We start from the raw sequence: 12,256 nt of genomic DNA, 5'->3' as shown, positions 1-12,256 counted from the left end.
TGGATATTCAATTGAGTAGGTACAATTATCTGGCAGTGCCAGCGCCGGCATACTGCTCGATATAATGATTACTTTCTTTAAATATAATTCTGCCGGAAGGCAGTTTATAAATCTTGAAGCCCTGTCCTGCAATATCTTCCCAGAAGATAGTATACTGCGGAACAATTTTATTACTGCTTCTGTCAATCACTTTAATACGACCATCCTGTAACAGGCTGGACAACATATCTTCTATGTATGGCAGCAGAATGTTCTCATCTTCTGTCCAGAACTGTACAAATTTGTCAGTATTATATTCCAGGTTAGTATGATTGGAATCAGCCAGGAAAGTTTGTGCACTGGTGAAGTGTGATTCCAGCTCCTGCGCAGTCAGATGACTGAACTGGATATTACGGAAATAGGTGTTATTGCTATAACATTCTTTCTGTAATAAGGTATCCATACCCTTCATATAGTTAACCAGATCTACGCGATTGATAACAAGGACGCTGGTTTTGTTCTGGTAAATAATAGAATCTTTCATTGTATCGTCAGGGTACAACTTAACGATTTCCTGCGCTTGGCTGGCGAGGGCTGCAACCAGCATTATCACTGTTAAAAACAAGGTTCTCATAAAATATGGTTTCATTAAATATTTCACAAATATAACAAAGATATTTTATGCATGTCTATCCCTGAAAATGGCCAAATTATCAGGATGCACTTAGTTTCTCTATCTTTGTTGCTATGGCACATATCGCAATTACCCTAACCTGTACCAATGACCTGAAAGATATACTGGTGGCAGTGTTAGCAGAGAATGGTTTTGAAGGTTTTGAAGAGCAGCATGGAGATATCCTCGTTGCATATATTCCCGAGGAAGATTTTAATGAATCAGCAACCAACGAACTGGCAGAAGGCTTTGGTCTCACATATACAAAAGAGCGTATAGAACAAACCAATTGGAATGCCGTATGGGAAAGTAATTTTCAACCGGTACAGGTAGATGATTTCTGTGGTATCAGGGCAGCATTTCATGAGCCTTTTATGCCGCAACCCCGGCACGAAATACTGATCACCCCCAAAATGTCTTTCGGAACAGGACATCATGCCACAACCTACTCAGTAATTAAGCTGATGCAGGGTATTGATTTCGGAGGCAAACAGGTATTCGACTTTGGTACAGGTACAGGTATACTTGCCATCCTGGCATGTAAAATGGGCGCTGCTGTAATAGATGCGATTGATATTGATAACTGGTCCGTAGAAAATACAAAAGAGAACATTGCCAATAATAATGCATCGCCTGTAAAAGTCTGGCAGTCTGACAGCCTGAAGAATATAAAAGGCAGCTACGATGTAGTACTGGCTAATATTAACAGGAATATCCTGTTGGAATTTATGGCCGATATGCGCCGTATACTGACGAGCGATGGGATATTATTACTCAGTGGGATACTTAAAGAAGATGAAGCGGTTATACTTGAGGCAGCCCGTAAGTATGCACTGGTGCTGGAATCGCAGCTGGAAAAAGACAATTGGCTGGCAATGAAACTATTAGCACGATAGTTGATGCTGGTTCATGATAAATTAGTTATTATTATTCTGAAAACTATACAATTTTCGTGTTAATGAATTTCTTAATGTTTTCTTAATTTTAACGAACGAATTTACTATCTTAGCAAAACCTAACTTGTTGTATGACAGAATTATTGTTACTATTTTGTGCTTATCTGATCGGTTCCGTGCCTACAGCGGTATGGGTCAGTAAGGGCGTTTTTGGGATGGATATCCGGGAGTATGGCAGCGGCAATGCCGGTGCTACCAACACCTTCCGTGTATTAGGACCAAAAGCAGGATCTTTTGTGATGCTGGTAGATATGCTCAAAGGAGTAATTGCAGTACGCCTGGCTTATCTTGTTGGCTACTATCAGAATCCGGAACACCTGACGGAAGTAACCACTCAACTGGTGAACTTTCAAATAGGACTTGGTCTGGCCGCCGTAGTAGGACACATTTTTCCTATCTGGGCAAACTTCCGTGGCGGTAAAGGTATTGCAACCCTGTTCGGACTTGTACTGGCTATTCAGCCGCTCGTAGCTATCTGCTGCGTAGGCGTATTTCTGCTGAGCCTTTCCCTGACAAGGTATGTATCACTGAGCTCCATTTCTGCAAGTATTGCATTCCCGATCCTGATCCTGTACATCTTCAATGAGCCCGAAGTATTCTACCGTATCTTTGCCATCGCTGTCGCACTGATGGTTGTACTGACACACCAGAAAAACATTTTCCGTCTTATCAACGGTAATGAAAGCAAAGTTCCTTTATTCAGGAACAGGAGAGATAAAAAATAGCTCCGCACAAACCCGATATGCCGCTTCCCTTTCTGGCATATCTATTGCACTGAATCAGATTAATATTTAACTTTCCGCAGTTTTTGATTGTTACATTATAAGGTGTTCACATACCGTATAACGTGAGAATCAAAAACTGCTTTAATAGCTGTTAGCACTTTCGGATGGGTTAACACTCATCACAAACAAACTGTCTCAGATGCAAAACAAACTACTTCTTCTCGGTACCGGTCTGGCGTTGATCACAGCATGCGCCAAAGTACCTATTACTGGCCGTAGCCAGTTAAATCTGATTCCTGAAAGCACTATGCAATCCATGGCCCTTCAGGAATATCAGAGCTTCTTATCCCAGAATAAAACAGTAGCAGCTACCACCAGCAAAGACGCTGAAATGGTAAAAAGGGTAGGGCAGCGTATCGCCAATGCTGTGACCCGATACATGACTCAGAATAATATGGCTGGGGAAGTAGCAAACTACAAATGGGAATTTAACCTGGTAGACAGTAAAGAAGTGAATGCCTGGTGTATGCCAGGTGGTAAAGTGGTTGTTTATACAGGTCTGCTGCCAGTTACACAAAATGAAACTGCACTTGCCTGTGTAATGGGGCATGAAATTGCACATGCCATCGCCCGCCATGGTAACGAGCGTATGAGTCAGCAGGTAGTTGCACAAGGCATACAGGTAGCCGGCTCCGTAGCCCTGAACCGTAACCCCGCTGCACAGAATATTTTCCTGCAGTCATTTGGTGTAGGTGGTAACCTGGGTATGCTGGCATATTCCCGCAAAAATGAGCTGGAAGCTGACCACCTGGGTGTAATCTTCATGGCAATGGCAGGTTACAATCCGCAGGAATCTATTCCTTTCTGGAAACGTATGGCTGCTGCCAGCGGTGGCAACAAACCACCTGAACTGGTAAGTACCCACCCAAGTGATGATCGCCGTGTGTCTGAACTGCAAAGACTCATGCCGGAAGCACTGAAATATTATACGCCGATCAAATAGAACGGCTTACAATAGTAACAGCCCCAATTTTTACTGCTTACCGTATCAACAGATAATAAGCATTAAAAATTGGGGCTGTTTTTATTTTTCTCAGGTTTACTTCTCTATCGCAATATCTACCACCTGTTTGTTCTTCTGCACCTTCATCTTATCTGGTACATGTGCCAGTATCTCTTTCTTGAACGCTGCAATAAGCGCCTGCTTAATGAAGAAGCGGTGTGTAACAATGCTGATCTCTCTGACAGGTTCCGGTGCTTTAAAATAACGCACCATATTCATCTGACGGGCAGACATCTCCTGCAGAGATAACTCAGGTAAGATAGTATAACCAGCATTCAGGTCTACCATTCTTTTCAGCGTTTCCACACTGCCTGTATTATACTCAAGATTTTTAAATTCTCCCATTGTGAACTTATCCCGGCAGATGTTCAATACCTGGTTACGCATACAGTGCCCCTCATTCAGCAGCCATACTTCACGTACGTCAATATCCTCCGGCTTAATATATTTCTTTTCAAATAGGCTGTTTGTTTTTGCAGCATATACTACAAATGACTCGTAGAACAACGGTTGTTCGTCAAGATTCGGATTGTGCAGCGGTGTTGCCAGTAACCCGCAATCCAGTTGTTCCTGCTTTAACAGCTGAATAATCTGTTCTGTAGGATGTTCCCATATCTCCAGCTTCACTTTAGGATACTTCTTCATAAAACCGGTCAGGATGCGTGGAAGCAGATAAGGCGCTAACGTTGGAATAATGCCTACACGCAATACTCCCTGCACTTCCTTTTTATGCTCTCCGATGATTTCCTTGATCTTGCCATTTTCTTTCAGAATGATCCTGGCCTGTGCAACGATTTCAATACCTATTTCCGTCGGGATGACAGGCAATTTACTCCTGTCAAATATCTTGACTCCCAGCTCGTCTTCCAGCTTCTGAATCTGCATGCTGAGTGTTGGTTGGGTAACGAAGCATTTTTCGGCTGCAATCACAAAGCTCCGGTAGGTATCAACCGCAACGATATATTCTAGTTGAACTGTGGTCATGCGGTAAAATTACGAATTATCAATTACGATTTATGATGAATCAACGACCTGTGGCCGGATAAACGCACCGGCTGGTGTGACAAGATTACGCAGTCAGACAAAAAAAATGACGGATTACAAATAGTACCAGGGCTGATCCTGATCATTCGTAATCCGTCATTCGTAACTGTTAACCGAGGTTGCTAGAATATTCTGTATCTGTATTTGATCTTGTCTGTGTTGTTATACAGTTCCTTGATGTTGATAGAAGCCTGAATTTCTTTTACTGCTTCATCTTTCAGGTTACGGAACTCTGCCTGTTTGGTATCGATCGTATTTTTATCTGCCAGACCATTATCCTGCGCTATTTTCAGCGAACTGTTTACTTTACCATAGTAAGAATCCAGCAGGGTAAAGTATTCATTATACAGGTTCTCAAAACGTTTGGTCTGAAGTATCAGATCTTCCAGCTGGTTGTTTACCTCTTTCAGATTCGGATTTTCACGCAGCAATGCTTCGTAATCTACCTTTCTGCCTTTGGTATATTTTGATTCCAGATCGCTGAAGAAAGTAACTACTTTATCTCTTTTGAAGTCAAAGAAGAAATCATTCAGCGTTTCTCCAATCGATTTATTACCACGCTGAGGCAGCTGGTATTTCAGCGCACTGGCAGTGAACATGATATGATCATACAAGTTATCCTGCAGTAAGTTCAGCTGATCTTTGTTGAAATTCAGTCCGTATTCAAACTTCTGGTTTGCATCATTCAGTGCAGTATAATACACAACATACTTGTTCAGTTCTTTTTCAAACTCTTTCAGTGTGTTCTGATTGATCTCTTTATTGTTCACGCTGATACTGTGCAGGAAGTTCATCACAGAGTTAGCGATGGCCAGGGGAGGAGTCAGTGAGGTGAAACTCTGGAAGATAGGGCTGGAAATGATAGACTTGGTAGATTCTACGATCTTGCCGTTCTTTTCATTTTTGTCAGCTTTACCTTTCAGCACCACTTTCTCTACCAGCTCCACGATACGGTCACTCAGGGAAAAACCCAGCTCTTTACTTTCCGGGTTGTTCAGTGAAGTGATGAACACATCAAGGTTGTTGGTAGTTGTACGTGATTTAAGGTCGATAATTTTTTTATTCAGCAAATAATACGTTTCGCTGGCGAACACGATATTATTACGGATGAGTTCATATTTGGTAATATTATCAATCTCACGACCCTGCAGCAACCCCTGAATAGCATTGGAGTTTTGCTTGTCGCTATCGTTAATACGCTGTAGTTCCTCCATTATCTTGCGAATGGTCGTATCCTGGGTCCTAACCTGAGGCATCACCACATTTTTGAGTTCGTCGGTGGTGGTTGGCTTCGGTTTCTCCGGTTCCTGTGCCTGCGCATAATGGAAACTTGAAATAAAAATCAGTAGTAGTGTCAGATATCTCATAGAATTTAAATGCGTGATCTTGAACTGATTTGAAAAATAGCAAACATTCACACCAGGATACACATCTTCCATCAAGCTGCCATTGGATAGCCCGCTTTCAGTTGCGACCTGTAATTGTTTCTGCATGCTAATGTATTAGCGTTTCTTTAACAAACCATGAAAATATGGTGCCAAAAAACAACTTTACACAAAGATAACAATTTATAATAAGTTGAAAGATGCAGTCTTTCAGCTACTTTGTTAACTTTGACCTCAAATCTACCCACTTTCATGTTGAATAATAAGAAGATAGTGGTCGTATTGCCAGCCTACAACGCAGCTTTGACACTAGAGAAAACCTACAATGAAATTCCGTTTGACATTGTTGATGACGTCGTATTGGTCGATGACGCCAGTAAGGATGAGACTGTAGCTGTCGGAAAGCAGCTGGGAATCAAGCACATAGTGCGCCACGACAATAACAAAGGTTACGGAGGTAACCAGAAATCCTGCTACAACAAGGCCCTTGAGCTGGGAGCAGATATCGTCATCATGCTACATCCTGATTATCAGTACACGCCAAAGCTCATCATTGCCATGAGCAGTATTATTGCCAATGACGTATACCCGGTTGTACTGGGCTCCCGTATCCTTGGCAATGGGGCACTGAAGGGAGGCATGCCTATTTACAAATATGTGGCTAACCGCTTCCTTACCCTGAGCCAGAACCTGATTATCGGTGCAAAACTGAGTGAATACCATACCGGTTATCGCGCCTTTTCAGGAGAAGTACTGAAAAACATAGATTATCTGGCGAATAATGACGACTTTATCTTTGATAATGAGATGTTGTCCCAGATTTTTATGAAGGGTTATGAAATAGGTGAAGTAACTTGCCCCACCAAATACTTCGAGGAAGCCTCAAGTATTAACTTTAAACGCAGTAGCATCTACGGATTAGGCGTATTGAGAGTTAGTTTGCAGCACCGGCTGCATAAGTGGGGGTGGATCAAAGCGAAAATATATAACTGATTAAACTGTTTATTTTGGGCCTTCAGTGGGAATTAGCGAAAAAATACCTGCGTTATCGTTTGTCAGCAGGTAATCGTCATGATGTACATTCTCCGTTTGTATTCGATTTAGTTGAAAAAGTATTACGCGATAGCAAAAAGCCGCCGGTATTCCGGGAAATCGAGCAGTTAAGAAAATCACTGCTACACAGTAATGAAACACTGCAGGTAACTGATCTGGGAGCCGGTTCGCTCATGAATGCCGGACGTGAACGTAAAGTTAGAGACATTACGCGCCATGCAGCTAAACCGGCGAAATTCGGTCAGCTATTCTATCGACTGATACAATATTTTCAACCCGAATACCTGGTTGAACTAGGTACCTCCATGGGGATGTCTACTTCTTATATGGCAAAGGCAGCGCCCGATGCAACCATTCATACTATCGAGGGTTGTCCGAATATAGCTGCCCGTGCAGGTCGCAATTTTGAATCGCTGCACCTCAGTAATATCAGGCAGCACACCGGTAACTTTGATACCGTCCTGCCTTCGTTACTGAAAGAAGTGCCCAGACTGGACTATGTGTATATTGACGGAAATCACCGGTCTGCTCCAACATTGTCCTACTTTGAACAATGCCTGGAGAAGGTACATGATGATTCTCTCCTGATCTTTGACGACATTCACTGGACGCCTGACATGGAAAGTGCCTGGCATACTATCCAGGAACATCCCAGAGTCACATTCACCATCGATTTGTTTTTTATCGGACTGGTATTTTTCAGGCCGGAAATGAAGATTAAACAGCATTTTGTATTAAAGTATTAAGCGACGGGAATGAGTCGCCGTCATGCCCGGTTATGAACCGCAGTATCACGGAATGCACTTAGCTGGTCGTTTCAACAATTTAGTCCTGAATCGGGTTGACAGTAACTATTGTTAATCCTGATTCAGGACTTTTCTTTTTGTTGTTTGCCCGCCATCTTCTTGCAAATCTCTGATTGGTTAAATTGTCCTTCTTTTTATTCAGAGAAATGTAAACTTATATCAGGACGATCACCTGTCGTTTTGATCTTTACCATCCTACGTTGATCCTACGTCTTTAAACGTAGCATCAACGTAGGATGATTAAAAAATTACAGAAAAAAGATCAGCCGCCTATATCGGGGTGTCAACTGTAGGATTTTTATACAAATATTTGATTATTAATTAATTGCGTATTTTACCGTCGTCCTGTGCACCTGATTTGGCGTCCTGTGGACATTGTCCGGAATCGAGTTGATAATTACCTTAATATTGTAGCTGTGATCGTGAAATGTTTATTTTCAACGCTTACATCCTGATTTATCAACATAAATGTTCCAATTATGAAAAGAGTGTTGCTTTTATTGTTTTTTTGCCCCCTGTTTGCCATGGCCCAGACAATTCCGGATTATAGTGCTTTTAGTTATGAGGTATTTTCTCATAATGGTGATTCTCTTCGGTACCGCATGTTATTGCCCGAAGGATATGATGCGCATAAGGCGTATCCGTTGATCATGTTTCTGCATGGTTCCGGTGAGCGCGGTGCGGATAATGCAGCGCAGCTGGTACATGGCGGCAAACTTTTTCTGAAGGATTCTGTGCGGAAAGGTTTTCCGGCGATAGTGATATTCCCGCAATGTCCTGCTGATTCTATGTGGTCTACCATGATTGTAAAACGGGATGCTTCCGGAAAGGCGATAGACCGTTCATTTTCTGATGCTACTGACAAACAGGCTACGCCGGGTGCGTTGGTAATGATGCTGACAGATAGTCTGGTAAAAGCAGGGAAAGCAGATAGCAAACGGCTATATCTGGGTGGATTGTCTTTAGGAGCCATTGGAACTTTTGACATCCTCGCCCGCTACCCTGATACATGGGCGGCAGCTTTTCCTATTTGTGGGGTAGGTAATGTGGATAACGCTGCAAAGTTCAGTAAGGTGCCGATGTGGATTTTCCATGGTGCAGCTGACAATGTAGTATTACCTGCAGGTTCACGCAACTATTATGAAGCGTTAAAGAAACTGAAAGCGGATGTGAAGTATACTGAGTATCCTGGAGTAGGACACAATAGTTGGGATAATGCGTTTGCAGAGCCACAGTTGTTACCCTGGTTATTTTCTCATAAAAAGAAATAATGGCTGTAAGTATAAAACGCCCCGACACATGATCGGGGCGTTTTTCCACTCTGCACAGGATTTGAATTGTTAACTATGTATAGCCTGTATAGCTGAACGCGCAGCTTCTACAGTTGCATCTAAATCTTCGATTGTCAGGGCTGAGCTAAGGAACCAGCTTTCAAAAGCAGAAGGAGGCAGATAAACACCACGTTCCAGCATTGCATGAAAGAAATGTTTGAATAACTCGTTGTTGGCGCCTGAAGCAGCTTCAAAATTAATAATAGGATACTCTGCAAAATGAACACTCATCATAGATCCGAGATTGTTAACCTGATGAACAATCCCTGCTGCACTCAGTACAGATTGTAACCCTCCGGCAAGGTATGCTGCCTTTTCAGCCAGCTGCCGGTAAATATCCGGATTTTCATTTAAGGTCTGCAACAAAGTATAGCCTGCAATCATGGCAATCGGATTACCACTTAATGTTCCTGCCTGGTAAATTTTCCCTGCAGGGGCTATATGTTCCATGATCTCTCTACTTCCGGCGAAGGCGCCTACAGGCATACCTGCGCCAATTATCTTGCCAAAGGTAACCAAATCTGCTTTAATACCGAACAGTTCTTGTGCACCCCCACGCGCCAGACGGAAACCGGTCATTACTTCATCAAAGATCAGCAGCATATTATGTTGGTCGCAGAGATCTCTTAAACCTTGCAGGAACCCTTCCTGTGGCAGGATACAGCCCATGTTACCAGCAACCGGTTCTACTATGATGGCAGCAATCTGGTCGGGATAAGCTGCTATCAGTTTTTCCACAGCCGGTAAATTATTGTAAGGAGCGGTAAGCGTATCGTCAGCTACGGTCTGCGTAACACCAGGTACAGATTGTATGTCTAGTGTGGCTACACCGCTACCTGCACTAACCAGGAATGAATCGGCATGACCATGATAGTTGCCTTCAAATTTGATAAATTTATTGCGGCCGGTATAACCTCTTGCAAGTCTGAGTGCTGACATGCACGCTTCTGTTCCTGAGTTCACCATTCTTACCTGCTCAATATTCGGCACCATACTGATAATCAGTTCTGCAATTTTGATTTCCAGCTCAGTGGGCGCACCGAAAGAAGTTGAGTAAGTGGCATATTCCTGGATGGCTTTCACTACCGGCTCATAGGCATGCCCCATGATCATTGGCCCCCAGGAATTGATATAATCTATATAGCGTTTCCCGTCCACATCATACATATAAGCGCCTTTAGCGCTTTTCATGAAGATAGGAGAACCGCCAACGCCTTTGAAGGCGCGAACGGGAGAGTTTACTCCACCGGGAATAACCTGTTTTGCTTTTTCAAATAATGCTTTGCTTTGCGTGTACATGGTAGTGATAATATTTTTAACTGAAAAGCATGAGTATCAGATTACAATAACCGCACCGCATCTTTTGCAAAATACGTGGCGATCAGATCGGCGCCAGCACGTTTAATACTTGTCAGCGCTTCAATAATAGCTTTTTCTTCATTCAGCCAGCCCATTTTTGCTGCTGCTTTGATCATGGCATATTCACCGCTGACATGATAAGCGCTTACCGGCACCTGTACTTCATCCTTGATCTTCTTGATAACATCCAGGTAATACAATGCAGGTTTTACCATTACAATGTCAGCGCCTTCTTCCACATCCATCAGTGTTTCTTTGAGTGCCTGTGTAGCATTCGCATAATCCAGCTGATAGGTCTTTTTATCGCCAAAGCCAGGAGCAGAGTCCAGTGCATCACGGAAAGGACCGTACAGGCAGGAGGCATATTTAGCGCTGTACGCCATAATACCTACTTTGTGAAAGCTATGTTGTTCCAGCGTATTACGAATGGACAGAATACGGCCGTCCATTTTATCACTTGGCGCTACAAAGTCTGCACCTGCTTCTGCATGGCTCAGACTCATGCGGGAGAGCACTTCCACTGTTGCATCATTCACAATTTCTCCGTTCTCTACAATACCATCATGACCGAAGGAAGAATAAGGATCCAGCGCTACGTCGGTCATGATCACGATTTCAGGAACAGCGTCTTTGATAGCTTTGATAGCACGTTGCATTAATCCATCAGGATTCACTGCTTCTGTACCTTTATTATCTTTCAGGTGATCTTCGCATTTAATGAAGAGCAGCACGCTTCTGATGCCCATGCTCCAGAGTTCCTTCACTTCCTTCACAGTAAGATCTACTGAATGGCGGAAGTAACCTGGCATTGAACTGATCTCTTCTTTCACATTTGTACCTTCTACAATAAACAACGGTGCTATGAAATCAGCCGGTGTCAGTATTGTTTCTGCTACCATCGCACGGATGGCGGGAGAAGTTCTCAATATCCTGTTTCTGCGTATCATGATAAATGTGTTTTGTTTTGTGTTAAACAGCCCACTCTCTGGGTTTGAGGTATTCTTCCAGTTGTGCTTCCGGACTACCAGGAGCCGGATGATAGTCATACTCCCATCGTGCTCTTGGCGGAAGGCTCATCAGGATAGATTCCGTACGGCCATTTGTTTTTAATCCAAACAAAGTGCCCCTGTCATGGATCAGGTTGAACTCTACGTAGCGTCCGCGCCTGTATTCCTGCCAGTCTTTATGTGCAGCTGTGTATGAAATATCTTTTGTCTTTTCTACGATTGGCAGGTAAGCATGTATGAATGCTTCTCCATTTGCCTTAGCCAGGTTAAACAGTTGTTCTGCACTCATTTTTTCACCCGGGCGCTGATAGTCGTAGAATATACCACCGATGCCGCGTGCTTCATTATTACGGTGCTTGTTGGTGAAATATTCGTCACAATGTTTTTTGAACTCAGGGTATAGCGACGTTCCGAACGGATCACATGCATTTTTGAATGTCTGATGGAAATGAATACCATCCTGCTCATCCAGGTAGTAGGGCGTGAGGTCTGCACCGCCGCCAAACCACGAATCTTTCAGCGCACCTGTTTCATCATACAGTTCAAAGTAGCGGAAGTTGGCGTGTACAGTAGGTACAAAAGGGTTTACAGGATGTATAACCAATGAGATACCGCATGCCATGAACTGTGCCTGTCCGACGCCAAACTGTTTAGCCATCAGTTCAGGCAGTTCTCCGTGTACTACTGATGTGTTAACGCCGCCTTTTTCAAAAACGTTACCATCAGCGATTACGCGTGACTTACCGCCACCGCCACCGGGACGTTCCCAGCGATCTTCACGGAAAGTAGCTTTACCATCTATATTTTCCAGCGCTGTGCAGATTTCATCCTGCAGGCGATGGATGAGGGAAATAAAGTTGTCTTTAATGTTCATC

Annotated in this window: 12 protein-coding genes; 6 read left to right on the top strand and 6 right to left on the bottom strand. The window is 43.3% G+C overall.

What is annotated here, in order from left to right:
* Nucleotides 1-25: 25 nt before the first annotated feature.
* Nucleotides 26-613: a hypothetical protein gene (locus K1Y79_RS12125; protein ID WP_220250283.1), complete on the bottom strand. Its 588-nt coding sequence runs from the start codon at nt 611-613 to the stop codon at nt 26-28.
* A gap of 113 nt (nt 614-726) precedes the next feature.
* Between K1Y79_RS12125 and prmA the strand changes: the two genes are divergently transcribed.
* From prmA to K1Y79_RS12110, 3 genes are all read left to right on the top strand, one after another.
* Nucleotides 727-1,548 carry a 50S ribosomal protein L11 methyltransferase gene (gene prmA / locus K1Y79_RS12120; RefSeq protein ID WP_220250282.1) on the top strand — a complete coding sequence of 274 codons (822 nt, stop codon included), beginning with the start codon at nt 727-729 and terminating at the stop codon, nt 1,546-1,548.
* A 131-nt stretch (nt 1,549-1,679) separates the two neighbouring features.
* Entirely contained in the window at nt 1,680-2,333 is a 654-nt protein-coding gene (gene plsY, locus K1Y79_RS12115) for a glycerol-3-phosphate 1-O-acyltransferase PlsY (protein ID WP_220250281.1), read from the top strand.
* Between the two features lie 199 nt (nt 2,334-2,532).
* The gene (locus K1Y79_RS12110; RefSeq protein WP_220250280.1) at nt 2,533-3,336 is read left to right on the top strand and encodes a M48 family metallopeptidase; all 804 of its coding nucleotides are present in this window, start codon (nt 2,533-2,535) and stop codon (nt 3,334-3,336) included.
* 96 nt (nt 3,337-3,432) lie between these two features.
* Here the strand turns inward: K1Y79_RS12110 and K1Y79_RS12105 are convergent, their stop codons facing one another.
* Together K1Y79_RS12105 and K1Y79_RS12100 are read right to left on the bottom strand one after the other, a co-directional pair.
* Complete coding sequence (locus K1Y79_RS12105) at nt 3,433-4,380, bottom strand: hydrogen peroxide-inducible genes activator (RefSeq protein ID WP_220250279.1); 948 nt, start codon at nt 4,378-4,380, stop codon at nt 3,433-3,435.
* A 182-nt stretch (nt 4,381-4,562) separates the two neighbouring features.
* Complete coding sequence (locus K1Y79_RS12100; RefSeq protein ID WP_220250278.1) at nt 4,563-5,933, bottom strand: hypothetical protein; 1,371 nt, start codon at nt 5,931-5,933, stop codon at nt 4,563-4,565.
* A gap of 144 nt (nt 5,934-6,077) precedes the next feature.
* Here K1Y79_RS12100 and K1Y79_RS12095 point away from each other — a divergent pair, with 144 nt between their 5' ends.
* The 3 genes from K1Y79_RS12095 to K1Y79_RS12085 all read left to right on the top strand — a co-directional run bounded on the left by K1Y79_RS12095 (nt 6,078) and on the right by K1Y79_RS12085 (nt 8,955).
* The gene (locus tag K1Y79_RS12095) at nt 6,078-6,818 is read left to right on the top strand and encodes a glycosyltransferase family 2 protein (protein WP_220250277.1); all 741 of its coding nucleotides are present in this window, start codon (nt 6,078-6,080) and stop codon (nt 6,816-6,818) included.
* A gap of 14 nt (nt 6,819-6,832) precedes the next feature.
* Nucleotides 6,833-7,624 carry an O-methyltransferase gene (locus tag K1Y79_RS12090; RefSeq protein WP_220250275.1) on the top strand — a complete coding sequence of 264 codons (792 nt, stop codon included), beginning with the start codon at nt 6,833-6,835 and terminating at the stop codon, nt 7,622-7,624.
* A gap of 539 nt (nt 7,625-8,163) precedes the next feature.
* Nucleotides 8,164-8,955, top strand: coding sequence for a carboxylesterase family protein (locus K1Y79_RS12085; protein ID WP_220250274.1), 792 nt, complete (start codon nt 8,164-8,166; stop codon nt 8,953-8,955).
* A 69-nt stretch (nt 8,956-9,024) separates the two neighbouring features.
* Here the strand turns inward: K1Y79_RS12085 and hemL are convergent, their stop codons facing one another.
* Genes hemL through hemF form a run of 3 tightly spaced genes read right to left on the bottom strand, consistent with a single transcriptional unit; the run spans nt 9,025 to nt 12,255 of the window.
* The gene (gene hemL, locus K1Y79_RS12080; protein WP_220250273.1) at nt 9,025-10,314 is read right to left on the bottom strand and encodes a glutamate-1-semialdehyde 2,1-aminomutase; all 1,290 of its coding nucleotides are present in this window, start codon (nt 10,312-10,314) and stop codon (nt 9,025-9,027) included.
* Nucleotides 10,315-10,355: 41 nt separating this feature from the next.
* A complete protein-coding gene (gene hemB, locus K1Y79_RS12075) occupies nt 10,356-11,321 on the bottom strand; it encodes a porphobilinogen synthase (RefSeq protein ID WP_220250272.1) in 966 nt (321 codons plus the stop codon).
* A gap of 22 nt (nt 11,322-11,343) precedes the next feature.
* On the bottom strand, nt 11,344-12,255 hold the full coding sequence (gene hemF, locus K1Y79_RS12070; RefSeq protein WP_220250271.1) for an oxygen-dependent coproporphyrinogen oxidase: 912 nt from the start codon (nt 12,253-12,255) through the stop codon (nt 11,344-11,346).
* Nucleotide 12,256 lies beyond the last annotated feature (1 nt).

The sequence above is a fragment of the Chitinophaga rhizophila genome (assembly GCF_019492185.1).
GTDB lineage: Bacteria > Bacteroidota > Bacteroidia > Chitinophagales > Chitinophagaceae > Chitinophaga > Chitinophaga rhizophila.
The sequence above is the reverse complement of the archived record's forward strand: the minus strand, read 5'-3'. Positions and strand labels throughout refer to the sequence as shown.